Here is a 22,937-nt window from a genome sequence, read left to right on the forward strand (position 1 = left end):
GTGGAGTGCTCGGTGCTTTTTTCCCGGCGCTCGGAGCGCTCGCCTCGCGCGCGGCACTCGGCGCTGGAGCGCGCGTGGCGGTGGAAGAACTGACCTTCGGCGCACGCGACAGCCGCGATTTCTTCGAGGAAACCGCACTGTCACCACCGGTTGCGCCAGAATCGGCAGCACCGCGCTTACGACGTGGTTTTGCCGATGCGGGGTCGGGCTGTTGTGCAGCCTTATCGAATCCCTCAGGCCTCTTCACTCGACACCTGATCTGCCCCGGGCGCGGCGTGCCCAGTCCCGCCGGAACGGCGATCGATGGCGGAGATGAGCTGCGGAATGATGCGATACACATCGCCACAGCTCAACGTCATCACGATGTCGCCCTCTCGAGCGATCTCGGCGACGCGCTGCGCGGCCAATTCCCAATCAGGAACAAAATCAACGCGCGTCGAGTCAACAAAGCGCGATGACACGAGCTCACCAGTGACTCCCGGAATCGGGTCTTCGCGCGCCCCAAAAACATCGAGCACTACCGTGTGATCGGCAAGACGCTCATACACTTCAGCAAACTCGGATGCCATATCGCGCGTGCGACTGAACAAGTGCGGCTGGTGAACGGCGATCAATCGCCCCTCGCCGACAACGCTGCGAGCCCCACTCAGCGCGGCCTCCACCTCGGTGGGGTGGTGGGCGTAGTCGTCGTACACGCTGACGCCATCGACCACCGCGTGCAGCTCAAAGCGGCGCTGAGTACCCGCGAACGTGGAAACCGCATCGATAGCAGCGCCCAGCTCGTGGCCAAGCCCGATCAGCACGGCAATGGCGCCCGTGGCGTTTATGGCGTTGTGGCGGCCAGGAACGGCGAGTTGAACTCGCTCTTCGCGACCGTCGACAACGATCGTGAAGGCCACCGGCCCTCGAGACGTAATCGAGTGAAGGCGAACCATGGCATCCGCCGCTTCGCCGAACGTGACGACGTTGTGGTGTTCAAGGCGCTGAGTTACGCGCACCGCTCCAGCATCATCACTCGATACCACCACCGCTTCAGCCGCCTTGGCAGCGAACTCAACGAATGCGTCATCGAATGCGTCGTGCGAGCCATAGTGGTCAAGGTGATCGGCATCCACATTCGTAATGAGGGCGATCGCTGTGGAATACAGCAAAAACGAACCATCCGACTCGTCCGCCTCGACGACAAAGAGGTCGTCGGTACCCGAGCCGGAACTCGTGCCTAGTCCCTGGATAATGCCGCCGTTGACGAAACTCGGCGATGCGCCAAGTTCACGGAGCGCAGTGATGATCATTCCCGTGGATGTCGTCTTGCCGTGTGCCCCCGCAACAGCAATCAGTCGGTCGTTTCCGACCAACCACGCTAAAGCTTGGGAACGGTGCAGTACCGGGATGCCACGCTCAACCGCAGCGACGTACTCAGGGTTATCGGGCCAGAGCGCCCCCGTGTAGACGAGAGCCTCAGCATCACCGAGGTGTGCGGCGTCGTGCCCGATAGCAATTCTGGCGCCGGCGGCGCGCAGCGACTCGACGTTGGCGTTCGCAGCGCGGTCTGAGCCTGTCACCGTAATTCCGGCATCCAAGAACATACGGGCGATGCCGCTCATTCCCGAGCCGCCCACCCCGACGAAGTGCGCCGAGCGCAAGGGTCCGGGCAGCGGCATAGACAAATCGGGGAAGATCATGATGTCAATGGTAGATCGCGCGAGAGGGCCAGATCGACGAGCTCGAGCATCCGGTCGGTTCCGTCAAGAGAACCCACTGTGGATGCGCGGGCTGCCATGTCAGCGATGAGCGCCCGTTTACGCAGCATGGGCACGAGCTCGGAGCTCACCCACTGGGGAACAAACTGGCTGTCCGCTACAAGAATGGCGGCGCCAGCATCCACGGCGGTGCGAGCGTTGTACTTCTGCTCGCCGTTGCCGACCGGGTAAGGAACATAGATTGCCGGGATGCCGAGGCCAGTGAGCTCCGCCACCGTCGATGTTCCTGCGCGCGCGATTGCTAGGTCAGCAGCCGCGAGAGCCAGTTCCATTCGGTCGCAATATTTGACGACCACATACCCGGAGAGTTGAGGGTCCTCCACGGCATCGCGGTACTCCCCCGTGATGTGCAGCACTTGCCAGCCGGCGCCGAGAATGCGAGTGATTGACGACGCAATCGTGTCGTTGATTCGCTTGGCGCCAGAGGAGCCGCCCGTCACGAGCAGCGTCGGCTTCTGGGGGTCGAGCCCGAAGAACGAATCAGCTTCAGTGCGGGCGGCAAAACGATCGAGCGTCTCAATTTCTACGCGCAGCGGCATACCGACAACGACACCCCCGCGAATAGGTGTGCGGTCGAAAGCAGTACCAACGAACGGAGTGAAAAAAGATCCCAAGCGGTTGGCTATACCGGGACGGCTATTTGCCTCGTGGATTACGAGCGGAATCTTGGCCTTGCGCGCCCCCAGATAGGCGGGCGCAGCGACGTAGCCGCCAAAGCCAACGACAACATCCACCTGGCGTTCGGTGATGATTTCGACCACGTCGTCGATCGCTGCGCGAAGGCGAGCAGGAAACTTCAGTGCTGCACGATTGGGACGACGAGGAAACGGAAGCTTCGCGATCGTGAGCAGTTCGAAACCGCGTTCGGGCACCAAACGCGCCTCAAGTCCCTCTTCGGTGCCCAAGACCAGCACTTCAGCTTCGGGCTCACGCACACGAATGCGTTCAGCGACTGCGAGCAAGGGATTGACGTGGCCGGCTGTGCCGCCACCCGCCAGTAAATACGTGGTCATCGACGTCCTCGAGCTCGATTTGCGGCCAACATGCGTGAACGATCCGCGGGCGACTGTACAGGAGCTTCCTGCACCGCGGCAGTCCCCTTGCCTGCAGGCTTTGGCTTGCCAGAGGTTGCGGCCGGGCGTGGCGTCGAAGCCCCCGGCTTGTTGCCAGCGCGGGCGAAAGAGAGCACGACACCGATGGCGAGCAGCGTGGCGATGAGCGCCGATCCGCCTGTCGAAATTAGTGGTAGCGGTACTCCCAGAACGGGGAGAACACCGAGCACTACAGCGATGTTGACGAAGGCTTGACCAACAACCCACACCATCACGCCGGCTGTGGTGATGCGTACGAAACTATCGTTGGTCGAACGAATGATGCGCACGAACGCGACAGCCAAAGTGACAAACAAAAGCAGGACAACGACGGCACCGATGAGGCCAAGTTCTTCCCCGATAATGGCGAAGACGTAGTCGCTGTCGGCATGAGGCAGCCAGCCTCGCTTGGCAACCGAGTTGCCGAGACCACGCCCAAAGATGCCGCCACCCGCGAGGGCCCAATAAGCATGCTCGATTTGCCAACAGGTGGACTGATAGTCGAGCTCAGTGCATCCGTTGAGCCACACCCCAATGCGAGAAGTACGAGAGCCACTGGTGGTCGCGAACATTATCGCACTCAACACGACGACGACGACGCCCCCCGCGAGGTAGCGCAGCTTTACCCCCGCAAAGAAAAAGCAGGAGAAGATGATGAGCAGCATGATGGATGCTGTTCCCAGGTCGTTTCCGAACAGCACGAACAAGATAGCGGCGCCAGCCACCGGCCCGACCGGAAACAGGACCTGTCTCCAATCGGCGAGCTGATCTTGCTTTGTGGAGAGCACCCATGCCACCCACACGATGATGGCGACCTTCACGAACTCTGATGGCTGCGCGCTGAACGACCCGATCTGAATCCAGTTCTGGTTTCCGCCATAGCCCCAACCGATACCGGGAACGAAGACGAGAAGCTGCAGTACTCCGCCGAGGATGAGTCCGGGAAGAGCCCAGCGCTTCCAAAAGCGCACCGGGGCGCGCGAGGCAACGAGCATGAGCGGGATTCCGATGAGGGCGAATGCTGTCTGGCGCAAGAAGCTGCCGAAGAATCCTTGGTCGGCAGCGTACGACTCCACCGAGGACGACGAGAGCACCATGACGAGGCCGAAAATGACCAAGAACAACGTGGTGCCAAAGAGCAAGAAGAAATCACTCGACTGCGCCGAGAAGATCTTCCTGACGGGTACGCGAGCGGCGACCGGCTCATCGGAGGGTTCAGTTGACGCCGGCGGTTTCCCGGCGGGAGCCTGTCGAGGCTGAGGGGCTGAGCTAGTCGACCGCGGGGGCCGTTGTGGTCGCTGAGGAGGCGCCATCGTCGTTTCCTCCTACTCGTTCGAGCACTGCTGCTGCGAACTTTTCTCCGCGGTCCGAATAATTAGTGAACTGATCCATGGATGCCGCTGCCGGTGCCAATAAGACGGTGTCGCCCTCACTAGCGATCCCGTGCGCTAGCTCGACAGCGCGCGGCATCACGTGTTTAGTGTCAGTCGCTTCGACCTCGAAGACCGGAATCTGCGGCGCGTGTCGCTCGAATGCCGCCCGGATTGTCAGCCTGTCGTTACCAATTACGATCGCTGCTTTAAGCCGCGGCGCGTGCTTGGCCACGAGTGGCGCAACATCGACGCCTTTCAGCAGACCGCCCACAATCCACACCACAGGGTCTGCGGCAGACAACGAAGCGCTGGCGGCGTGCGAGTTGGTCGCTTTGGAATCGTTAATCCACGTCACTCCCCGGCTCACGACTACGACCTGGTTACGGTGAGCATCAATCTCGAAGCTCGCAACTCCAGCGCGCAGCGCCTCCACGCTGACTCCGGCCGCGCGCACGAGCGCGCTGGCCGCCAGGATGTTTGCCACCATGTGAGGGGCAGCGAGATGACGTTGCTTCAGTTCGTCGAGTGTGAAAAGTTCGAGCGCGGCGTTGTGACGGTCGTCTCCGAACGCGCGGTCAGCCAGAATGTCGCTCACGATTCCGAAGTCACTGGGCCCCGGAGTGTCGAGCCCAAAGCCAATCGCTCGGCATCCCTCAATGACATCGGCGTCTTCGACCATCGCCCGGGTCTCGGCAACCGCTCGGTTATAGACCGCCGCGACCTTGGTGTTGGCATAGACGGTCGCTTTGGCGTGCGCGTAGGCGTCGCGCGAGCCATGCCAGTCGAGGTGGTCGTCCGCAAAATTGAGGCACACGCTAGCCAGAGGCGAGATTGCGCCGACGCCGTCACGCGGCATCCCGTGCAATTGAAAGCTCGAGAGTTCCACCACGAGAAAGTCGAAGCCGTCGGGATAGCGGATGGCATCGAGAACGGGAATGCCGATGTTGCCGACCGCTCCCGCACGAAAACCGGCGGTTGTCAGGATGTGAGCGGTCAACTGCGCCGTAGTGGTCTTGCCGTTGGTTCCCGTGATCGCGATCCATTCGGCGGGAGTGCCCGTTTTGTCACGCAAGCGCCACGCGAGTTCGATCTCGGTCCACAGCGCAACATTATTCTCGCGGCACCAGGTCAGCAGAGCGTGGTCGAGAGGGTAGCCCGGTGAAACGATGACGACATCGGGGGTATGCGCTGCTAGCGCGGCGACTTGAGCCTCTGAACTACCGCCGAGCGCGAGCGTGGCACCAATGACCTGCGCCATTTCAATGCGGTTCTCGGATGCGGCATCCGCGATCACCAGTACGTCAGCTTTCAGCTCGGTGAGGGTGTCTGCCACAGAGAAGCCTGTGGCGCCCAGCCCGAGTACGGCAACGCGGAGCTCGCTCCACGCTGCGTTCCAACTGGTGAATGAAGTGAGGTCACGCACAGTTACTGGTTGATCCATTCAAGGTAGAAGGTTCCGACACCGGCGGCGACAAAGAGCGCCGCAATCAGCCAGAAGCGCACCACCACGGTGACTTCCGCCCAGCCCTTGAGCTCGAAGTGATGATGCAGCGGACTCATCAGGAAGATTCGTTTTCCGCCGGTGATCTTGAAGTAAGCCCGTTGCAGAATCACGGAACCGGTAACGATAAGGAAGAGGCCGCCGATGAGCACGAGGAGAAGTTCGGTGCGGCTCATGATGGCAAGAGCAGCAAGTGCACCGCCGAGACCGAGCGAGCCGGTGTCTCCCATGAAGACCTGAGCTGGCGACGTGTTCCACCAGAGGAAACCGATAAGCGCTCCGGCAATAGCGGCAGCGATGATCGCGAGGTCTAGCGGGTCACGCACTTCGTAGCACTTGTAAAGCACTTCGCGATCGATGCTGGGGTTGCTGCACGACTGATTGTTCTGCCAAAACCCGATCACGATGTAGGAGGCGATTGCGAAAATTGCTGACCCCGTCGCAAGACCGTCGAGCCCATCAGCGACGTTGACGCCGTTCGAGGTGCTCACGATGATGAGCGTCACCCAAATAGCGAACAGGATGGCGCCGGCGACAACGCCGAACGTCGCAAGGTCAAGCCACGGGATGTCGCGGATGCCCGAAATCATCGATGACGCCGGCGTCAAGCCACCCGGGTCCGGAAAGTTCAACGCAAGAGCGGCAAAACCCGCGGCCACGATGACCTGGCCGGCCACTTTCGACCAGCCACCCAGTCCGAGGCTGCGCTGCTTGCGGGTCTTCATGAAGTCATCGATGAAGCCGATAAGGCCGAGGCCCACCATGAGATAGATCACCAAAAGCCCCGACAGCGTCACTGGCTCGCTCGCGACCCAATGACCGACGAAGTAACCAATCGTCGCGCCCAAAATAAAGACGATTCCGCCCATTGTGGGCGTTCCACGTTTGGTGTGGTGACTCTCGGGGCCGTCGTCACGGATGAACTGGCCCCACTTCAAACGGACGAAGAGCCTGATGAACATCGGCGTGAGTAGAAGGGTAAAGACGAGAGAGAATCCCGCCGCAATGAGCAGAGCGATCATGCGGTCACCTCAGCAATCCGGTCACCGAGGTGCCGTAGGCCAGCAGAGTTCGACGATTTCACCAACACCACATCGCCCTCTCGCAGTTCTTCACGCAGCACAGCGTATGCCTCTTCGACACTATCGACGAGTACCGACTCTCCATCCCACGAACCTTCGAGACCTGCAGCGTTATGGATGTGACGGGCTGCGTGGCCCACGACGATCAGCTTCTGCACGTTCAACCGAACGATCAGGCGACCGATGCGGTCGTGCTCTTCGTTGGCATAGTCGCCCAGCTCAGCGATCTCTCCGAGAACAGCGACAGAACGATTGTGCGGCCCGACAACCTGAACAAGAGTCTTGAGCGCAGCCGCCATCGAGTCGGGGCTCGCGTTATAGGCGTCGTTAATGACCGTTACACCGCCCGGAGCTTGCAGAAGCTCCATACGCCAGCGCTCCGCGCGGTCAATCGACTCCAACGCGGCGACCGAATCGGTCGGCGAAATTCCCAAAGCGCGGGCCGCGGTGATCGCCGCTAGGGCATTGGTGACGTGATGCTCGCCCAAAATGCGCAACTGGACCGGCAGCACCGTATCGTCAACGTGCAGGTCAAAGGCGGTGCCCTTCGCGGTTGTTTGAATGTCGTCAGCCCAGACCTCAGCCGAGGAGTCGAGCCCGAAGAACGCCACCTTCGCCTCCGTCTGCTGCGCCATAGCCTTGACGCGACCGTCGTCGCTGTTCAATACGGCTGTCGCGGTAGCAGGGAGGCTAGAGACCATCTCGGACTTGGCACGGGCCGTGGCCGCGGCATCCCCAAACTTGCCGATGTGGGCGAGGCCAACCATGAGAACAATGCCGACATCGGGCATGACTACCGATTGCAAGCGAGCGATGTCGCCAATGCCGTCGGCACCCATTTCGACGACCAAGTACCGTGAGGACTCAGTCACTCGAAGCATCGTGATGGGTGCACCAACGTCATTATTGAACGAGCCCTGAGGCGCGACGGTCTCGCCACTGCGTTCAAGAATCGTGCGCAACATGTTCTTCGTTGTCGTTTTGCCGTTCGAACCGGTCACCGCGACGACTCGAAGGTCACCCTTGCTGCGCACTGAGGCGACAACAGAACGCGCCAGTGCCTGAAGAGCAGCGACACCGTCTCTCACAATAATCTGAGGCACCTCGAGGTCGAGTAGTCGCTCAGCGATCACGAGCGCTGCGCCGTTTTGCACGGCCTTAGCCGCGAAGAGGTGACCATCGGTCGTCTCACCGCGAAGCGCGAAAAAAATCGATCCTTCAGTGTTGAGCCGTGAATCTGTTTGGACGCTGCCGGCGGCTAGTCGCCGCTGACCGTCGCTACCGTCGCTCAGCTTTCCGCCGACGGCGGTGGCAATCTCGGCAAGACTCAGTTCAATCACGTGGGATGCTCCAAGGTTGATAAACGCGGGGAACTCACCAACGCAATGGCAGATCTGGTCCCGGCGTGCTTGAGGGGGTGACACGGTAGGTGGTGAGCGTTTGGGCCATAATGTCGCGGAACGTCGAGGCGATGGCGCCGGAATATATGCTATCCGGGATCCCAGCGGTCGCGATCACGATGTACTCAGGATCGTCTGCTGGGGCGAGGCCCGCATACGAAATGACGACGCTTTTGCCATATCCTCCGCTCTCCGCCACTTGCGCCGTTCCACTTTTCACCGCAACGCGGTAGCCAGGGATCGCCAAATTGGGGGCCGAGCCACTCGAGCTGTACACCATCTCCATCATCTGCAGAGTCTGATCGGCCGCCGTCTCGGAGATTACCCGCGATCCCTCGGTCGACGGCGTATCGGTCACCGTGCCATCGGGCCACGTGCAGCTTTCGACGAGAACAGGAGGCAGACGCACTCCCCCATTGCCGAGCGCCTGATACGCACTCGCCATCTGGATGGATGTCGTGCTCAGACCCTGACCGAATTGAACAGCATAGTTGGTGCGGGCGTCCCAGTCCGCAGCATCGTAGAGCGTTCCGCTCGATTCACCATTGAAGCCAATTCCTGTCGATTGGCCAAGGCCGAACTTCTCGAGGTAATCATGACGTGTCGCGGCGTCGAGAAGATCGGTGTATTGCGCGATCGCTGTGTTTGATGATTCGACGAGGGCGCCTGCAAGCGTGAGCCGCTGATCTTCGTGGTAGAACGAGTCACTGATGGTGCCGCCGCCGTTGGTAAGTTCCAGAGCATAGGGTGACACAACTTCAGAGCGCTGATTGGCTACCCCTGCATCGATGAGGGATGCTGCCGTCAGCGCTTTCACCGTAGACCCGGGCTCATACGGAGTGCTGAACGCTCGAGAGCCGAGCGCACCACGGTCGGCGAGGTCAACGTTGTTGGGATCCACCGTCGGCCAGTCGCTCACGGCGAGCAAATGGGCATCGCTGACTCGCATCACTACGCCCGTCGCCCACGTCGCACCGAGAGACTCGGCAGTCTGCGCCATACGTTGTTGCACATAGAACTGCAGGTCGCGATCAATCGAAAGTGAGAGAGTGCCACCGTCTTGAGGCTCTAGTGATTCAACTGCGCTCCCCGGAAGAGCAACTCCGTCTTCGCCTCGCGCGTAGCTTGCTTCCACGTCCGTGCCAGCGAGGCATTCGTTTTCGGTGAGCTCGACTCCTGCCTGAGGACCGTCAGTTCCAATGAAGCCGACCAGATTGCCGGCAATTTCGCCGTTGGGATAGCTGCGTTCGGGGTTGAGTTCGTAATAGAGCCACGATATGCCGAGGTCATCTACCGCTTGATACTGCTCCAGCGTGATGCTTTTGGCGAGATACTCGAAGTCAGACTCGGGATTTTCCAGAATCATGGTGAGCATCTCGTTGGGATCGCCTCCAATGATGTCGGTGATCCTTGTGAGGTCCTCAAGCACCACCACCGTCGCGTTTTCGCGCAACAGGGTTACGCGCGGAGAGATGACAATGTCGAAGCGCTCGACACTGTCGGCAAGCACGGCGCCGCGCGTGTCGACGATGTCGCCGCGGGTGCCATGCGTCACTCGAGTGAGGGTGCGTTTTGTGTCTGCTTCAGCATTGAGGGCTTCGGCCTGAACAACTTGGAGATCGATTAGTCGCACCAGGAAGATAGCGGTCAACGCCGCAACGGTGAGAATGACAAGCGATACTCTCGCGCGAGTAGAGCGTGGTTTCATCGGTCCTCCCCCAGAGAGTCGCTCTCCATCATCGCGTGACCGGGGCAGGAATCGCGTTATTGGCGGGCTCTGGCGCGGCGCCCTCTGCTGCGGCTGCTGCCGTGCCCGACGTCGCGACACCTGCGGCCGCTTCCGCAGGCTTTGCTGCAGCCTCTGCAGCCGCGGATGCTTCGGCACTCACCAAAGGCACGTCTGAGAGCAAGGTGTTCCCCACCAGGCCACAACTGCCACCGCAACCAGTCGGATCCGCGCTCCCCGGCAAGCGGAAAACGGAACCATCAGTGATATCGAGCGAGTATGGCGTTGCGTTAGGAACCATTCCGAGTCCCGCGGCCTGAGCGGCCAAGTTTTGCGACGAAGACTGCAACGACAACGACTCAAGCAAGCTCTGCTCGGTGCGGATGAGAACTTTCTGCTCGTACTGCAAAGAGTCGATCTGGTACGCACCCTGCGTTACGACAATGCTCAGCAACAGCTGAGCGGCGAGGATCACAAAGAAGCTGGCAACCGTGACGACGGCGTAGAGCATTTTCGGGCGTGCTTTTCGCTGAGCCTTCGTCGTTGTAACAATCTCGATGTGCGAGGGGCGCCCCGACGGGCGGTGCAGCGGTTGTGGCTGGGCATAAGCGAGGTTGGTGCTCATGAGGTGACTCGCATTCGTTCAATAGCTCGCAGTCGTACGGGCTTTGCTCTCGGGTTGAGGTCTTGCTCTTCTGGGCTGGCTTGTTCGGAGCCACGGACCAGGAGTTTCAGTTCTGCTTTGTGCTCAGGAAGCTCGACGGGCAATCCCGCTGGCGCCGTTGAGCGTGAGCGACGCTGCAATTCGCGCTTCACGATCCGGTCTTCTAGCGACTGATAAGCCAAGACGACCATTCGACCGTTCAGGGCCAAAGAACTGACCGCAGCGGGGATAGCGCGCTCCAGAACCGAAAGCTCTTGATTGACCTCGATACGGAGGGCTTGAAAGACTCGCTTAGCCGGGTGGCCGGCACGCTGTGCAGCGGCAGGAGTAGCCGCGATGATCAACTCGACTAACTGGGCAGACGTTGTCAGCGGCTGCTGTTCACGGAACTGAACGATCTTGCTCGCGAATCGAGGAGCGAGCTTCTCGTCCCCATACGCATAGAAGATGCGGCGCAATTCAAGTTCGCTGTAGGTCGCAAGGATGTGCTCGGCCGTTACCGGCGTCGAGGCATCCATTCGCATGTCTAACGGAGCGTCTTGAGAATACGAGAAGCCCCGCTCAACGCGATCGAGTTGGAGGGATGAGACGCCGAGGTCGAAGAAGATGCCTTCGACTGACGCGATTCCCAACGAATCGAGTGCCTGCGGAATCTCGTCGTAGACAGCATGAACAAAGTGCGTGCGGCCAGCGAAAGGCTCAAGCCTGCGTCGAGCGATAGCAAGAGCATCCTCATCTCTGTCGACTCCCACGAGCGTGAGGTCGGGGAATCGCTGGAGGAATGCCTCCGCGTGACCGGCCATGCCGAGGGTCCCGTCAACAAGAACTGCTCCGGGAGCCTTCAGCGCCGGCGCGAGCAGCTCAATCGAGCGCTCAAGGAGTACTGGGGTGTGGATGGTGTTGTCAGCCATGGCGTAAGGGCCTAGTTCTTGGATGCTGATCCCCATCCGATTCGACCTGATATCGGGGAAGAAAATCAGGGCGTTCGGCTGGGAGTCAGCGTCGAAGAGCTAGAAGAGTCCCGGAATCACCTCCTCGGTGGTGTTGGCGAAGTCGGCCTCGGTGGCCTCGTAGTAGTTGTTCCAGGCTTCGGAGTCCCAGATCTCAGCGCGATTACCCGCACCAATAACCGTTAGGTCGCGCCCCAGCCCGGCGTACTCGCGAAGCGAGGCAGGGATGGTGACGCGGTGTTGCTTGTCCGGCGTCTCTTGGTTTGCTCCGGAAAGAAACAGACGCAAGAAGTCGCGACCCTGCTTGCTCGTGACGGGAGCTTTGCGGATCGCTTCGTGCATCACTTCGAATTCGCGCTGACTAAAGACGTACAGGCACCGTTCCTGGCCACGAGTGACTACAACACCGGAGGCGAGTTCTTCACGAAACTTCGCCGGCAGGATAATGCGGCCCTTGTCATCGAGCTTGGGGGCGTAGGTGCCTAGAAACACGGCGCCCTCCCCTCAATCTCCGGCCCGGATTCTGGTTGCCTCCACTTTACTCCACTTTCAACCACATATCTAAGGTTTTCGATGAAATCACGTGAAAGTTATCCACAGAAGCCAGTAAATAAAAGGATTCTGCGGGTGGAGGGAAATGGAGCAGTTTTCCACGTTGGGGAGTGATTAGCCCTGTTCAGGGCACAAAAAAGGACCAGCCCGAAGGCTGGTCCTTGAAAGTGGAGTAAGTGGGAGTGTTAGCTGCGGCCGTCCTGGCGACGATCCCAACGCTCATTTATGGTGTCCATGAAAGAGCCCCCGCGCTTAGGCGAGCGGCCCGCTGAATTTCTCGAGCCCGGCGAATCGGCCGATACGTGCGCGGAAGAGTCGGTGCCAGCTGCGCGAGGAGGCGATACGAAGAGCAACACGCCTGCGAACATCACGACAAACCCGAGTACCCCCACGAGGGGCTGCTGGATGATGACGCCAGTAAGGAGCGCGATGATTCCTGCGACTCCCACAAGAACGCCAATAACCATCATTCGATAGTTGGGCTTACCTTTTCGGGGGCTGACTGCGCTGACGAAATCAGCATCGTTTTGATAGAGGCTGCGCTCCATCTCATCGAGGGCCCGCTGCTCTTGCTCTGAAAGCGGCATTCCGTTCCCCTCTCTCTGGGATTTACGGCTAGGTCTCCATAGTACGCCCCGATTCACTAGGTAGGCTAGACGAGTGCCTGAGAGTAACCAGTTAGTTGACCTTGTCCAACTGAAAATCGACGAGTTTTTGAATGAGAAGCGCAACGAACTCGAAAACATCGCCCCCGAGCTGGCGGCTCTCACCGATGTCGGCAGTTCTCTCCTTGCGGGAGGCAAGCGATTTCGAGCACTCTTCTGCTATTGGGGTTGGCAATCCGTGGCGGGATTAGCCTCATCCGACGCTCCCTTCGCGAGCGACTCGGAAAGCAAGGACCTCACTGGAGTACTACTTTCGGCTTCAGCTTTGGAACTTTTTCACGCCGCAGCGCTGGTTCACGACGACATCATGGATCGCTCCGACACTCGTCGCGGTTTCCCCTCGGCTCACCGCCGTTTTGAAACCATGCACCGTGACGGCGGGTGGCGAGGAAATGCCGAAGCGTACGGCGAAGCATCCGCGCTTCTTCTCGGGGACCTTCTGTTGGGCTGGAGCGACGAGCTGCTCGGCCGCGGCCTTGCTACGCTCCCCCGACCGTCAGCTCTTGCGGCACGCAAAGAGTTCATGACGATGCGCACCGAGGTGATGGCAGGGCAGTTCCTCGACATTCATGACGAGAGCGCGTGGGCGAGTTACCCCGAGTCTGAAGCGCTGGAACGAGCTCAGCGCGTGTTGATCTATAAGTCAGCGAAGTACAGCGTCGAGGCACCTCTTGCGCTTGGTGCAAGCCTTGGCGCCGGCAGTGACGAGCAGCTCGCTTCACTTCGCGCCTTCGGCTTACCGCTAGGAATTGCATTTCAACTGCGAGACGACGTACTCGGGGTCTTCGGCGACCCCGAGGTGACGGGGAAGCCTGCGGGTGATGATCTTCGCGAAGGAAAGCGCACAGCGATCATCGCAATTGCCCGCCAAAAACTGTCCCCCAGCGCAAACTCCATTCTTGACGAACTGCTTGGCGACCCTGAATTAGACGACGAGCAAGTCAGCATGATTCGCTCGACGCTTCAAGAATCCGGAGCAGTAGACCAGGTAGAGAAGGTTATTTCCCGAAATCTTGAGCGAGCGTGCGAAGCCATTGAAACCGCCAATCTCGCTCCGACTGCGCGTGCCCGTTTACTCGAACTCGCCACAGCCGCGACTACGCGCACCTTCTAAGCACGACCTCGCAAGTCGCACTCCGATGCGACTAAGGACGCACCGGCGCGTGTAAGAACGCCGCGATGCATCAACGGACGCTTCTGGGGGCAGCACGGTTGAAAACCGAGCGCTTGGGCGACTAAAAGCCGAGCGCTTGGGCGACGCGGCGCACTTCTGCTTTGCGCCCAGCCCGAAGTGCCTCAATAGGCGCAACCCCTAAGCTCGGCTCGCTGGAAAGCAACCAATTCATTGCTTCATCCGCAGAAAAACCTGCGTCGAACAGCACAATAACCGTTCCCTTTAGTTCACGCAGCGGCGCACGATCAACAATGAAGACGTCGGGAACTTGCCACACGCCATCGATCTTGCTGGCCAGAAGAGAGCCCTCTTCAATAAGGCGGCGCACCTGGCTCACCTTGAGCCCGAGGAGCTCCGTCAAGTCCGGAACAGTAAGCCAATTAGTGGTGGGTGATTCGTTCACCCCTTAAGACTGCCACGTTCGTGCACGAAAACCTGACAGTTCGCACGGCATCCGCAGAATATTCACGAGTGAACTTAGATAACACCAGTCACATCAATCACTCCTGCCACAATGGTTGACACTAGATCGCTTCTGTGACAACTTTGGAGCGGTGATCTCAGCGATCACGTACACCTTCTCGGGGCCGGGAGCAGGAAGAACGACATGACACACTTCACAATTGATGACACCGACAACGTCGCATCGAGCGTTTTCGCCGGACTAGTTCCCGCGAACTCCGTTCACGCCGACGTTCGCACGCGACGCTCAACGCAACAGCGGGCTCGCGCGAACCGCAGTGTTATGAATACCGTGCCAGTGTTGCTCGTGGGGTCTTTGGCCGCTGCAACTTTCAACCTGACGGGGCCCGTCGAGCCAGTCAATGCCAAGACCCCCGATGACCCCCGACTGTCTGCGGAACGCGCCAGCAAGCCCACGACGATCACCGCAAGCACCGTGAGCGAGGTGTCGGCGACCGTTATCGGCCCGGCGCCTGCTTCCTACCGTGTCGTCGAAGGTGACACCGTAAGCGATATCGCCTCGCGCTACGGACTCTCTACTGCTTCCGTGCTTGCGCTCAACGGACTCAGCTGGTCGTCGATGATCTTCCCTGGCCAAGAGCTCAAGCTCACCAAAGAGCACGTCGAGACACTCCCCAGCGTGAATCACGCCAAGACCACCAATGGTCAGTACACGATCGTTGCCGGTGACACCGTCAGTGGTATCGCGGGCAAGTTCGGCGTCTCCACGATCTCCGTGATGTCCGCGAACGGTTTGGGTTGGTCAAGCATCATCTACCCCGGTCAAACCCTCATCATTCCGGGAAATTTGAGCTCGCCCGTGCAGGAAACTGAAGAATACGACTTCACGCTCCACGATGACGGCGTCAGCGAAGCTCTCTCCGAGTCAACCACCGGCGACGCCACCGCGGAGGGTGATGCGCCTGCGGCAGATGAAGCTCCGGCCGACGAGGAAGTTGAAGCACCCGCAGCGGTCGCGGAGCCCGCGCCAGCGCCCGCCCCAGAGCCTGTTCCTGTTTCAGGCATTACCTACCTCGTCGTCTCGGGAGACACGGTCTCCGATATCGCATCTCGGGTCGGCGTGTCCACCCACGCGCTTCTCGAAGCTAACGGCCTGACGGCGTCGAGCATGATCTACATCGGTGACAAACTTACGATTCCGTCATCCGACGCCGTTCCTGCCAGCAGCGGTGACAGCGTCACCTTACTGACCGCCGAAATGCGAGCGAACGCCCAAGTAATCATTCAGGTCGGCCGGGACCTCGGCGTGTCTGATTACGGCATCACGATCGCCCTGGCAACGGCAATGCAGGAGTCGAGCCTTCGTAACCTCAATTGGGGAGACCGCGACTCTGTCGGTCTCTTCCAACAACGGCCGAGCTCCGGTTGGGGAACCGTGAGCGAGCTAACAACGCCCGCGCATGCCGCGCGATTGTTCTACGGCGGACCAACTAATCCCAACTCGGGAATCACTAACGGGCTGTTGGATATTTCTGGCTGGCAGGACATGACGGTAACTCGTGCGGCGCAGGCTGTGCAGATTTCCGCTCACCCAGACGCCTATGCAAAGTGGGAGACTTCCGCCCGATCATGGTTGCAGCAACTCGGCTAAGCGCGCGAATAGCCGTGTCTAGCGGCACTCTCGAAGCTCAAAACTTTAGACTCTCAGAGTGAATGCGAACTCTAGTGATCCGATGATCGGCCGCCTGCTCGACGGCCGCTATCAGATTCGTTCGCGGATCGCGCGTGGCGGCATGGCCACTGTCTACCTTGCAACGGACGTACGCCTCGAGCGCAAAGTTGCCATCAAGGTGATGCATGGCCACCTAGCTGACGATAGCAAGTTCAAGGAGCGCTTCGTTCAGGAGGCGCGATCGTCCGCACGCCTTGCCCATCCCAACGTTGTCAATGTCTTCGACCAGGGTCAAGATAGCGACATGGCCTACTTGGTCATGGAGTACCTGCCGGGCATTACGCTGCGCGATCTCTTGCAAGAGCACCGAATCCTCACCACCGAACAAACTCTTGACATCATGGAGGCAGTGCTCGCCGGTCTCGCCGCCGCACACAAAGCAGGGATCGTCCACCGCGACCTCAAGCCTGAAAATGTTCTGCTTGCTGATGACGGTCGAATTAAGATCGGAGACTTCGGTTTAGCGCGTGCTGCTAGCGCCAACACTGCCACAGGTGCCGCGCTCCTCGGCACCATTGCCTATCTCTCCCCCGAACTTGTCACGCGCGGACTTGCCGACACTCGCAGCGACATCTACGCCGTTGGCATCATGATGTACGAAATGCTGGTCGGTGAGCAGCCCTTTAAGGGCGATCAGCCCATGCAAATCGCCTACCAACATGCCAACGAAGTGGTGCCCAGCCCTAGCGCCGCCAACCACCTCGTTCCGGCTGAACTTGACGACCTCGTACTCTGGGCCACCGCTCGCGAGCCGGATGATCGTCCTAAAGATGCACGTGCCTTGCTAGACCAGCTCTACCAGACGCATAGCTCGCTCATGACAGCGCTCCCACCTACGGCATCCACAGCGGTGCAACGCACAATGGTACTTCCAAGCGCCCCGGCCGCCGAGCCTCACAACTCCACTGCAGACACGCAGGTGTTTGGAGCAGAGCTCCAGCAAGTCGCGTCGCCCGCGCCCACCCCAGTGTCAGAGAACACAACGACCCTCTCGACTCGCGCGACCAAACGCAAAGCCCGCGGCTGGTGGCTTGTTCTCCTGATAGTGCTACTAGTTGGCGGAGCAGCGGGTACCGGGTGGTACTTCGGTTCTGGGCCGGGTTCACAAGTGACGATCCCCGAGAGCATCGTGAGTGCGACGCCAGAGGAAGCGCAAGCCATACTCCAGGAGCTCGGACTAGTTGTGAGCGACGAACTCGGGGAAGTTTACGACCCTGTAGTCCCGGTCGACCTTGTCGCCGACACGACGCCTAAGGTCGGTACTGCTGTTCCCAATGGCTCTACAATTCAGTTATTGATCTCTCAGGGGCCACGCCCCATCGCCGTGCCAGACTTCCCGGGAATGACGGAAGAGGACGCTCGCACGGCAATTAGCGACGCACCCTTCACCCTTGTAGAGCCCACCATCAAACAGTTCGACGCGGAGATCGCGGCCGGCCTCGTTATAGATGCACTGGGCGCAGACGGCTCCTCCATCGTCGACGCCGATACCTACGGCGAACTCCAAGACGTCAGTCTCATTGTGTCTGCAGGGCCGCTACCCGACGTGAGCTGTTCCACGGTCGACGAAGCGACCCAGACCCTCGCTGAGTTAGGTCTCAATGCTCAGCTCGGCATCGAAGTCTTCAGCGATTGTGAAGAAGGCAGCGTTGTCGCCATCGATTCTGAAAAGAACGCTGACGGAGTTGCACGCACGTTCCGCGAAGGCGACACCGTTACGCTCATCACGTCGCGCGGACCTGACCTCGTACAGGTTCCCGATGTATCGGGGGAAACAATCAGCGATGCGGTCTCAGAGCTCGAATCTCTCGACTTTGTCGTCAACGTGCAAACTGACCTTCCTCCAGGCTTCTGGGGCTCGGGTTTCGCAATTGTGACGGGTACGGACCCTGATGCCGGAGAAGCAATCAAGCGGGGCTCAGAAGTGACGGTTTACGGACCCCAGCTTTAACTCGTGGGTCTCGCCGCCTGCACGATTCGCGAAAACGCCCGCCACCTGCGCACTCTTCAGTGCGTCTCGGCGACGGGCGTTTGTCGTTGTTAGAAGGCGCGAAGCTCTTCCGCCACCAAGAACGCGAGTTCGAGGGACTGCATGTGGTTGAGTCGAGGGTCGCAGAGCGACTCGTACCGTGTGGCGAGAGTAGCTTCGTCGATTTGCTCCGAACCACCCAAGCACTCCGTGACGTCGTCACCGGTGAGCTCGATGTGGATACCGCCAGGGTAGGTTCCTGCAGCGCGGTGCGCCTCGAAAAACCCTTTGACCTCATCCACAACGTCGTCGAAACGACGCGTCTTGTAGCCCGTGGGCGTGGTGAGACCATTGCCGTGCATCGGGTCAGTGACCCACAGCGGCGTGGCATCCATACCCTTGATGGCCTCAAGCAGGGGTGGAAGCGCTTCGCGCACCTTACCCGCCCCCATACGAGTGATAAAGGTCAGTCGGCCAGGCTCGCGCTCGGGATCGAGCTTGTCGATGAGTTGCTTCATCGTTTCAGGCGTCGTGGTCGGGCCTAACTTCACGCCAATTGGATTACGCAGTCGCGAGAAGTAATCGATGTGAGCGCCGTCGAGATCGCGGGTGCGCTCACCGATCCACAAGAAGTGGGCACTCGTGTTGTACGGGGTGCCGGTGCGCGAGTCGATGCGCGTCATGGGGCGCTCGTAGTCCATGAGCAAGCCTTCGTGGCTTGCGTAAAACTCGGTGCGCTTAAGCTCGTCGAAGTCGGCGCCCGCTGCCTCCATGAAACGCACGGCCTTGTCGATTTCTTTGGCGAGGCTCTCGTACTGGCGGTTCGCGGGGTTAGCCGCGAAACCTTTGTTCCACGAGTGAACTTGGCGCAGGTCAGCAAAGCCTCCTTGCGTGAAGGCACGAATGAGGTTCAACGTCGAGGCAGCCGTGTGATAGCCCTCGACGAGACGAGCAGGGTCCGCAGTGCGCGACTCTGGTGTGAAGTCATAACCGTTGACGATGTCGCCACGGTAGGCGGGGAGCGTCACGTCGCCCCGCGTTTCTGTATCGCTCGACCGCGGTTTGGCGAACTGGCCAGCCATGCGTCCCATCTTGACGATGGGCTTCGAGGCGCCATAGGTGAGAACGACGGCCATCTGCAAGATCGTCTTGACGCGGTCACTGATCTGCTGCGCGGTAGCGCCGGCGAATGTTTCCGCGCAGTCACCGCCCTGCAGCAAGAAAGCGTCGCCTTGAGCAGCGCGCGCAAGGCGTGTGCGGAGACGATCTACTTCGCCCGCGAACACAAGAGGAGGCAGTGAAGCAATCTTGCTGGATGCATCACCAACGGCGTCGGCATCCGGCCACTGAGGCTGCTGCTTGATAGGGAGAGTGCGCCAGTTGTCTAGACCGGCAATCACGGCGGGATCAGCGAGCACGACTGGTTCTGACGGGTCGACCACGAGGAGTTTCCTTCATACATTTACTACGAGAATGACTGGGTTTGTGACCCACTAAGAGCCTACGGCACCGCACGGCACTGAATGTCACCGTTACGCGGCTGCTGAGACCCACTTGCACGCTTTCTGGGCGGCGAAGAAGCTAGCGACGAGCTGCGCCGCGATCCTTGACGGATGTGGCATACACATCCACATACTCTTGCCCGCTGATGCGGTTGAGTTCATACATGATCTCGTCGGTGATCGAGCGAAGAATAAACCGATCGCCCTCCATGCCTTCAAAACGGCTGAAGTCGAGCGGTTCGCCAAAAACGATGCCGATTCGGCCCATGCGAGGGATCTTAGTGCCGATGGGCATGACTTTTTCGGTGTCGATCATCGCAACAGGAACGACCGGTACATGCCCTTCAAGAATCATGCGCGCCACGCCCGTGCGGCCGCGATACATCTTTCCGTCGGGGCTACGGGTGCCCTCGGGATAGATACCAAGCACCTCTCCGCGAGCGAGAACAGCAAGCCCGGTGTTGAGGGAAGCCTCGGATGCTTTGCCGCCGGAGCGGTCGATCGGGAGCATGCCCGTGCCGTTGAAGAATGCACGCGACAGGAACCCCTTGAATCCTTTGCCGGTGAAGTAGTCGCTCTTAGCGAGGAAGAAAATGCGACGGTCCATCACGAGCGGCAAGAAGACCGAGTCGATGAACGACAGGTGATTACTAGCCAGGATTACTCCGCCTTTACGCGGAATATTCTCCAAACCGGATACCCACGGACGGAAGACAGTCTTCAAAATGGGACCGGCAACCAGATTCTTCATAAACCAATAGAACATGGCACCTCTTTTCCTCGTCGCGGGAATCACCACTCTACCGTCCGTCGCCACTCACCCCACAAACGGGTGCAATTATTCTCATGCTCCAATTCGCACGTGGTTTGTGCCTGCAGACTAGCTAGAGTGGAGTAGACCACCTACCCGGTGCCAAAGGAGTTGCCGTGAAACAGTTTGATGTACCAGCCCTAGTTGAGGCTGACCCGGAAGCAAACGCTACCGATCTCTTGATGGATCGCGTTGCGGCCACACCGAACAATGCGTTGTTCTCGCTCCCTACAGCCAATGGTGGCTGGAGCGACGTCACCTCGACGGAGTTCCTCGCCCAAGTCAAGGCTCTCGCAAAGGGCTTTGTTGCCGCGGGGATTGAGCCTGGCGACAAGATCGGCTTGATGTGCAAAACCCGTTACGAGTGGACTCTGATCGACTTCGCAACGTGGTTTGCGGGAGCCGTGCTCGTGCCAATCTACGAAACAAGTTCGCCCAGCCAGATCCATTGGAACATTACGGATTCTGGCGCGACAGCGATGATCACCGAGACTCCCGATCACTTCGCTCGTCTCGACGAGATTCGCGCTGATGTTCCCGCCGTCACCAATGTGTGGCAGATCGACCTTGGAGACCTCGACAAGCTCGCACAGTCGGGTTCAGAGGTCAGCGACGAAGAGATCGAACGACGTCGCAACATCGCTAAAGGATCTGATCTTGCCACCCTGATCTACACGTCAGGAACCACAGGAAAGCCCAAGGGCTGCGTCATTACGCACTCGAACTTCGTCGAGTTGTGCCGCAACTCGCAGAAGGCTATCCCCGAGGTCGTCAATCCCGATTCGAGCACGCTGCTGTTCATCACGACGGCACATATTTTTGCTCGCTTCATTTCGATCCTCTGTATCCATGGCGGAGTGAAGGTCGGCCACCAGCCAGACACGAAGCTCCTCCTTCCGTCGATGGCATCGTTCAAGCCAACGTTCCTTTTGGCAGTTCCTCGCGTATTCGAGAAGGTCTACAACTCGTCAGAGCAGAAGGCTGAAGCGGGCGGCAAGGGCAAGATTTTCCGCAAGGCAGCAGACGTTGCGATCGCACACTCCAAAGCGATGGATGCCGGCCACGTGCCATTGAGCCTCAAGATTCAGTTTGCGGTGTTCGATCGCCTCGTACTCTCGAAGATTCGCACAGCTCTAGGTGGCCGCGTCAAGTACGCGGTTTCGGGCTCGGCACCCCTCGGGCTCCGCTTGGGGCACTTCTACCGAAGCCTTGGACTCACGATTCTGGAGGGCTACGGTCTCACCGAGACCACAGCCCCTATCTCGGTCAACAAGCCGTCGAACTTCAAAATCGGCAAGGTCGGTCCGCCACTTCCCGGAGTATCGGTCCGCATCGCTGAGGACGGCGAGATTCAAGCCAAGGGCGTTTGTGTATTCGACGGATACTGGAACAATCAAGCCGCGACAGACGAAGTGTTCGAAGACGGCTGGTTCAAGACCGGCGACATCGGACAAATCGATGAAGACGGCTACCTCGAGATCACCGGCCGCAAGAAGGAAATCATCGTGACCGCCGGAGGCAAGAACGTTGCGCCGGCCGCTCTCGAAGACCCAATTCGCGCTAACCCGATCATCGGACAAGTTGTCGTCGTTGGAGAACAGCGCCCCTTCATCTCGGCTCTCGTAACCCTCGATGAGGAAATGCTCCCGACCTGGCTTGGCAACAACGGTCTCGACGCCACGTGGACTGTCGAGCAGGCAGCAGCCCATCCGGCAGTCCTCGCTGAGGTTCAGAAGGCGATCGATGTTGGTAACTCTCGAGTTTCCCGCGCCGAATCGATTCGCAAGTTCCACATTCTGGACGCCGACCTGACTGAGGCTAGTGGTCACCTGACCCCGAAGCTCAGCATCAAACGAAACGTTATCTTGGCTGACTTTGCCGACGTCATCGACGGGCTCTACTCGAACTCGCCGGCGACGGAGGGAATTTCTCTCAAGTAGCTGACTACGCAGAAAACCCCCGTCGCGCCTGCGTGACGGGGGTTTTCTTGTGAATGCATTCGGTGGCGATCAACGCCGCGACACCGGTGACTGTGCGAACCACGTGACCGTCAGCGCCGAACAGCGGCTAGTACCAAGGCGCCTTACGGATTTCGCGCATCGCTTCGCGTTTGGTCTCAGCCTCGAGACCCTCGATGTAAAGGTGTCCGTCGAGGTGATCCGTCTCGTGCTGCAGTGCTTGAGCCATCAGGCCCTCACCACTGAGCTCTACAGGTTGCCCCTCGAGGTTCACTCCTGTAACCCGTGCGAACGGGTAACGCCGGCGCAAAAAGTAGAAGCCGGGCACCGAAAGACAGCCTTCGTCGACGAGCTCTGGCTCCCCCGAAACTTCCGCAAGCACTGGATTGATGATGTAGCCGATGTCTCCATCGATGTTGTAGCTAAATGCTCGAAGGCCAACCCCGATTTGATTGGCAGCAAGCCCCGCTCGACCCGGCAGCTTCACCGTTTCGATGAGGTCCTCTACGAGCGCCGCGGCGCGCGGGTCTCCGATTGTGATCGGATCGCACGCCGAGCGAAGAACAGGGTCGCCAAAAAGACGGATCTCACGAACAGCCATGGT

At 59.6% G+C, this 22,937-nt stretch carries 19 protein-coding genes; 4 read left to right on the forward strand and 15 right to left on the reverse strand.

Annotation, left to right across the window (positions count from 1 at the left end; all coding sequences use genetic code 11):
* Positions 1-233: 233 nt before the first annotated feature.
* The 11 genes from murC to ACR3YK_RS12430 all read right to left on the reverse strand — a co-directional run bounded on the left by murC (position 234) and on the right by ACR3YK_RS12430 (position 12,686).
* Complete coding sequence (gene murC / locus ACR3YK_RS12380; RefSeq protein ID WP_486175145.1) at positions 234-1,682, reverse strand: UDP-N-acetylmuramate--L-alanine ligase; 1,449 nt, start codon at positions 1,680-1,682, stop codon at positions 234-236.
* Positions 1,679-2,773, reverse strand: coding sequence for a UDP-N-acetylglucosamine--N-acetylmuramyl-(pentapeptide) pyrophosphoryl-undecaprenol N-acetylglucosamine transferase (locus ACR3YK_RS12385; protein ID WP_486175146.1), 1,095 nt, complete (start codon positions 2,771-2,773; stop codon positions 1,679-1,681). The genes murC and ACR3YK_RS12385 overlap by 4 nt, the downstream gene beginning before the upstream one ends.
* Positions 2,770-3,993 (reverse strand): putative lipid II flippase FtsW, encoded by a 1,224-nt coding sequence (gene ftsW / locus ACR3YK_RS12390; protein ID WP_486175147.1) that lies wholly within the window; start codon positions 3,991-3,993, stop codon positions 2,770-2,772. Before ftsW ends, ACR3YK_RS12385 begins: the two co-directional genes overlap by 4 nt.
* Before the next feature lie 127 nt (positions 3,994-4,120).
* Positions 4,121-5,665 carry a UDP-N-acetylmuramoyl-L-alanine--D-glutamate ligase gene (murD, locus tag ACR3YK_RS12395; protein ID WP_486175148.1) on the reverse strand — a complete coding sequence of 515 codons (1,545 nt, stop codon included), beginning with the start codon at positions 5,663-5,665 and terminating at the stop codon, positions 4,121-4,123.
* Entirely contained in the window at positions 5,650-6,747 is a 1,098-nt protein-coding gene (mraY, locus tag ACR3YK_RS12400) for a phospho-N-acetylmuramoyl-pentapeptide-transferase (protein WP_486175149.1), read from the reverse strand. Before mraY ends, murD begins: the two co-directional genes overlap by 16 nt.
* Complete coding sequence (locus ACR3YK_RS12405; protein ID WP_486175150.1) at positions 6,744-8,147, reverse strand: UDP-N-acetylmuramoyl-tripeptide--D-alanyl-D-alanine ligase; 1,404 nt, start codon at positions 8,145-8,147, stop codon at positions 6,744-6,746. Before ACR3YK_RS12405 ends, mraY begins: the two co-directional genes overlap by 4 nt.
* Positions 8,148-8,181: 34 nt before the next feature.
* Positions 8,182-9,915, reverse strand: coding sequence for a peptidoglycan D,D-transpeptidase FtsI family protein (locus ACR3YK_RS12410; protein WP_486175151.1), 1,734 nt, complete (start codon positions 9,913-9,915; stop codon positions 8,182-8,184).
* Positions 9,916-9,943: 28 nt separating this feature from the next.
* The gene (gene ftsL / locus ACR3YK_RS12415) at positions 9,944-10,558 is read right to left on the reverse strand and encodes a cell division protein FtsL (RefSeq protein ID WP_486175152.1); all 615 of its coding nucleotides are present in this window, start codon (positions 10,556-10,558) and stop codon (positions 9,944-9,946) included.
* The gene (gene rsmH / locus ACR3YK_RS12420; RefSeq protein WP_486175153.1) at positions 10,555-11,508 is read right to left on the reverse strand and encodes a 16S rRNA (cytosine(1402)-N(4))-methyltransferase RsmH; all 954 of its coding nucleotides are present in this window, start codon (positions 11,506-11,508) and stop codon (positions 10,555-10,557) included. The genes ftsL and rsmH overlap by 4 nt, the downstream gene beginning before the upstream one ends.
* Before the next feature lie 99 nt (positions 11,509-11,607).
* Positions 11,608-12,039 carry a division/cell wall cluster transcriptional repressor MraZ gene (mraZ, locus tag ACR3YK_RS12425; protein WP_486175154.1) on the reverse strand — a complete coding sequence of 144 codons (432 nt, stop codon included), beginning with the start codon at positions 12,037-12,039 and terminating at the stop codon, positions 11,608-11,610.
* Between the two features lie 245 nt (positions 12,040-12,284).
* Entirely contained in the window at positions 12,285-12,686 is a 402-nt protein-coding gene (locus ACR3YK_RS12430; protein WP_486175155.1) for a DUF3040 domain-containing protein, read from the reverse strand.
* A gap of 73 nt (positions 12,687-12,759) precedes the next feature.
* Between ACR3YK_RS12430 and ACR3YK_RS12435 the strand changes: the two genes are divergently transcribed.
* Positions 12,760-13,878 carry a polyprenyl synthetase family protein gene (locus tag ACR3YK_RS12435; protein WP_486175156.1) on the forward strand — a complete coding sequence of 373 codons (1,119 nt, stop codon included), beginning with the start codon at positions 12,760-12,762 and terminating at the stop codon, positions 13,876-13,878.
* A 121-nt stretch (positions 13,879-13,999) separates the two neighbouring features.
* Here the strand turns inward: ACR3YK_RS12435 and ACR3YK_RS12440 are convergent, their stop codons facing one another.
* Positions 14,000-14,341, reverse strand: coding sequence for an Rv2175c family DNA-binding protein (locus tag ACR3YK_RS12440; protein WP_486175157.1), 342 nt, complete (start codon positions 14,339-14,341; stop codon positions 14,000-14,002).
* Positions 14,342-14,545: 204 nt separating this feature from the next.
* Here ACR3YK_RS12440 and ACR3YK_RS12445 point away from each other — a divergent pair, with 204 nt between their 5' ends.
* Together ACR3YK_RS12445 and pknB are read left to right on the forward strand one after the other, a co-directional pair.
* Positions 14,546-16,012, forward strand: a complete 1,467-nt coding sequence (locus ACR3YK_RS12445; RefSeq protein ID WP_486175158.1) for a LysM peptidoglycan-binding domain-containing protein — start codon at positions 14,546-14,548, stop codon at positions 16,010-16,012.
* 58 nt (positions 16,013-16,070) lie between these two features.
* A complete protein-coding gene (gene pknB, locus ACR3YK_RS12450) occupies positions 16,071-18,044 on the forward strand; it encodes a Stk1 family PASTA domain-containing Ser/Thr kinase (protein ID WP_486175159.1) in 1,974 nt (657 codons plus the stop codon).
* A gap of 89 nt (positions 18,045-18,133) precedes the next feature.
* Here pknB and ACR3YK_RS12455 read toward each other — a convergent pair whose 3' ends face one another.
* Complete coding sequence (locus ACR3YK_RS12455; protein ID WP_486175160.1) at positions 18,134-19,504, reverse strand: class II 3-deoxy-7-phosphoheptulonate synthase; 1,371 nt, start codon at positions 19,502-19,504, stop codon at positions 18,134-18,136.
* Between the two features lie 139 nt (positions 19,505-19,643).
* Positions 19,644-20,330 carry a lysophospholipid acyltransferase family protein gene (locus tag ACR3YK_RS12460; protein ID WP_486175161.1) on the reverse strand — a complete coding sequence of 229 codons (687 nt, stop codon included), beginning with the start codon at positions 20,328-20,330 and terminating at the stop codon, positions 19,644-19,646.
* Positions 20,331-20,491: 161 nt separating this feature from the next.
* On the opposite strand from ACR3YK_RS12460, the gene ACR3YK_RS12465 reads away from it, so the two are divergent.
* The gene (locus ACR3YK_RS12465) at positions 20,492-22,315 is read left to right on the forward strand and encodes an AMP-dependent synthetase/ligase (RefSeq protein WP_486175162.1); all 1,824 of its coding nucleotides are present in this window, start codon (positions 20,492-20,494) and stop codon (positions 22,313-22,315) included.
* 127 nt (positions 22,316-22,442) lie between these two features.
* Here the strand turns inward: ACR3YK_RS12465 and ACR3YK_RS12470 are convergent, their stop codons facing one another.
* Complete coding sequence (locus ACR3YK_RS12470; RefSeq protein ID WP_486175163.1) at positions 22,443-22,934, reverse strand: peptide deformylase; 492 nt, start codon at positions 22,932-22,934, stop codon at positions 22,443-22,445.
* Positions 22,935-22,937: the final 3 nt, after the last annotated feature.

It is taken from the genome of Salinibacterium sp. 10G20-15, assembly GCF_057365065.1.

Excerpts from the sequence above, each read along its gene's own strand:
- murC (WP_486175145.1), bottom strand. The coding sequence starts at position 1,682 with ATGATCTTCCCCGATTTGTCTATGCCGCTGCCCGGACCCTTGCGCTCG.
- ACR3YK_RS12385 (WP_486175146.1), bottom strand. The coding sequence starts at position 2,773 with ATGACCACGTATTTACTGGCGGGTGGCGGCACAGCCGGCCACGTCAAT.
- murD (WP_486175148.1), bottom strand. The coding sequence starts at position 5,665 with ATGGATCAACCAGTAACTGTGCGTGACCTCACTTCATTCACCAGTTGG.
- mraY (WP_486175149.1), bottom strand. The coding sequence starts at position 6,747 with ATGATCGCTCTGCTCATTGCGGCGGGATTCTCTCTCGTCTTTACCCTT.
- ACR3YK_RS12410 (WP_486175151.1), bottom strand. The coding sequence starts at position 9,915 with ATGAAACCACGCTCTACTCGCGCGAGAGTATCGCTTGTCATTCTCACC.
- ftsL (WP_486175152.1), bottom strand. The coding sequence starts at position 10,558 with ATGAGCACCAACCTCGCTTATGCCCAGCCACAACCGCTGCACCGCCCG.
- rsmH (WP_486175153.1), bottom strand. The coding sequence starts at position 11,508 with ATGGCTGACAACACCATCCACACCCCAGTACTCCTTGAGCGCTCGATT.
- ACR3YK_RS12430 (WP_486175155.1), bottom strand. The coding sequence starts at position 12,686 with ATGCCGCTTTCAGAGCAAGAGCAGCGGGCCCTCGATGAGATGGAGCGC.
- ACR3YK_RS12445 (WP_486175158.1), top strand. The coding sequence starts at position 14,546 with ATGACACACTTCACAATTGATGACACCGACAACGTCGCATCGAGCGTT.
- ACR3YK_RS12460 (WP_486175161.1), bottom strand. The coding sequence starts at position 20,330 with ATGTTCTATTGGTTTATGAAGAATCTGGTTGCCGGTCCCATTTTGAAG.
- ACR3YK_RS12470 (WP_486175163.1), bottom strand. The coding sequence starts at position 22,934 with ATGGCTGTTCGTGAGATCCGTCTTTTTGGCGACCCTGTTCTTCGCTCG.